Genomic DNA, 2,640 nt, shown 5'->3' on the forward strand with positions numbered 1-2,640 from the left:
ATGATTTCCGCCGTGAATTGCCGACCCTTGAACGGGTTCTTGTTATTTTGCCTCACCGCCAGCCCCTCTCGACATCCTCCTGTCGTAGCTCAGGCGGAGCAATCTTCAAAGTTGCAACAGAACCCGACCGCGTATGCAACATGGCGAGGCTGAGGCTTCCGACCCCCATCATGCGGCAGCCTATGACCCCGGAGAGAACCATGCTCCGACAAGTGATATCAGTAAGACGGGCAAAGACGCCGCTCTAAGGGCTTGACCCAGATCTCCGGAATAAGAGAACAGTGCCCGGGAAAGGAATGGTCCTCCCACTGCACCGGCCTCCAGGCGCCAAATAGCTCATTCGGTCAACAAAGCGGTAGTTAGTCCCACCACTTGAACCAGCTATGCCGTCCACTAAACCTTATTACACCCGGCAGCGATCAATGTGACAACGCCCGCCGAATTAACTACGTATATCAAATGTCGCGTTAGGTTTCTTATCTCTTCGAGAGTAATCAGCTATAATGCCCCCTACGTCAACATTGCCAATATTACGGCCACTAAGGCTCTCGTACTAGCGAGACATAGTGAACGTCTGGGGGGAAAGACGTTTGTCGTCGCGCACGCTCAAACTTGTGCTTGGCATCGTTGTTAGTGGCTTTCTGCTTGCCGCGATTTACTTCACAACAGTGATTTTCGAGCGTCAGCATGTGTTAAGGCGGATCTCTCGTTACAATCCGACTTGGCAGGCAAGCCAGGCACTGAGCGAGTTTATGAAGCTCGATCAGTCCCTCAGAGTGTTCAAGGATTCAAACCGCAATAGCGACAACGAGAACGTCCAGCTCCGCTTCGAAATCTTTGCTGGCACAGTGAAGAATTTGACCGGAGGAAGCTTCCGCTTCATTCTCGAGCGAGACCCTAGTTTCGAGACGATTATTCGTGACCTCGAGGGCGCCACAGATATTGCCGCTCCGCTGATCAAGGATCTCACCAGTCCCGGCCGCGCGGAAGCGGCATTGAAGATCCTGCAACCTCGTCAAAGCAGCCTCACGCAACTCGCATCGGCTACATACAACCACGGAGCGGCGCTCACGTCAGAGGACGAGCAGGAACTCTCCCGCTTGCATTGGATCTTTTCCGGCCTTACCGGCACCATTATCTTTTTTGGGATTGTCCTCACCGGCCTTCTCGCAAGACACAATACATTGCTTGGGCGGGCGCATCAGAAACTTCACCGCCTTGCGGCAGATCTCGCCCGCTCGGCTCATCACGATCCACTCACCGGCCTTGCAAATCGCATCCTATTCCGGGAGCGATTGGAGCAGTCGCTGCAGAAAGCTCGTGAGAATGGATCAACCATCGCAGTTCTGTATCTTGACCTTGATCTGTTCAAAAACGTGAATGATACGCTGGGACATGAGACCGGTGACCAGCTCCTGAAAACTGTCGCCACACGCATCCGTGGGTGCGTCCAAAGCGATACTGTTATTGCGCGCCTTGGTGGCGATGAGTTCGCCATTCTAATGACATCTATCAACATAGCGCAGGAATGCGCAGTTTTGGCTTCCCGCATCGTCAAAGAGATAGGATCCGCCTACGATATCGACGGGCATGAAATAGTCATCGGGACGAGCATTGGCATTGCATCAACGGAGCTGGGAACATCGTCTCCGGAGCAGCTTCTCAAGCAAGCCGATACAGCCTTGTACCGCGCCAAGGCAGATGGGCGTGGTACCTTTCGTTTCTTCGAGCCTGAGATGGATGCCGAGCTCCAAGCTCGTCGAGCACTCGAGGTCGACCTTAGAAGGGCGATGGCAAACAACGAATTCCAATTGCACTTCCAGCCGCAGGTCAGCCTTCAAACGAACAAGATTACGGGCTTCGAGGCCCTGTTGCGGTGGCGGCACCCTATGCGTGGTACTGTCGCTCCGGCCGAGTTCATTCCGATTGCGGAAGACATTGGCTTGATTGCCCCCCTCGGCGAGTGGGTTATCAACGAAGCTTGTAGGATCGCATCGACGTGGCCGCAAAATATGAAAGTGGCCGTGAATATTTCACCAATCCAGTTTCGGAACCGGACCCTCCTGCCGTGCGTCCGCAAAACACTGACCCGAACCGGCATCGCCCCGAGCCGGCTGGAGTTGGAGCTAACGGAGTCAGCGCTGCTCCAGGAGAACGAAACTACATTGACGGCATTGCACGAGTTACGTGAGCTCGGCGTTCGCATTGCCCTTGATGACTTTGGCACAGGCTATTCCTCGCTGAGCTACCTGCGTAGTTTCCCGTTCGACAAGATCAAGATCGACCAATCATTTGTACGAGAGCTATCGACGCAGCCAGACTGCATGGTGATTATCCAGTCCATTGTCCGGCTTGGCAGAGGCCTCGGCATGTCGATTACGGCCGAAGGAGTGGAAACGGAGGATCAATTCGCCCAAATCCGCGCCGCGGGATGCACTGAAGCCCAAGGCTATTTTCTCGGCCGGCCGAAATCTGACTCAGACTTGGACTTCTCAAGTGCGGTCTCAGCACCGATTTAATGATCTTCACGGAGGTGGTGTAACATAGGGTGATGTCGATCCTCGTGAGGAGGCGCGCGATGGATGACGACGTTTGGCGGCCGACGCATCTAACATCCGAGCAGATGGAGGAGCGGCGTCT

Annotated in this window: 1 protein-coding gene; it reads left to right on the top strand. The window is 54.5% G+C overall.

The features are described from left to right. Positions 1 to 590: 590 nt before the first annotated feature. Positions 591 to 2,519 carry a putative bifunctional diguanylate cyclase/phosphodiesterase gene (locus ACS5Q1_RS47480; protein ID WP_473104719.1) on the top strand — a complete coding sequence of 643 codons (1,929 nt, stop codon included), beginning with the start codon at positions 591 to 593 and terminating at the stop codon, positions 2,517 to 2,519. Positions 2,520 to 2,640 lie beyond the last annotated feature (121 nt).

This window comes from Microvirga sp. GN3, assembly GCF_055792825.1.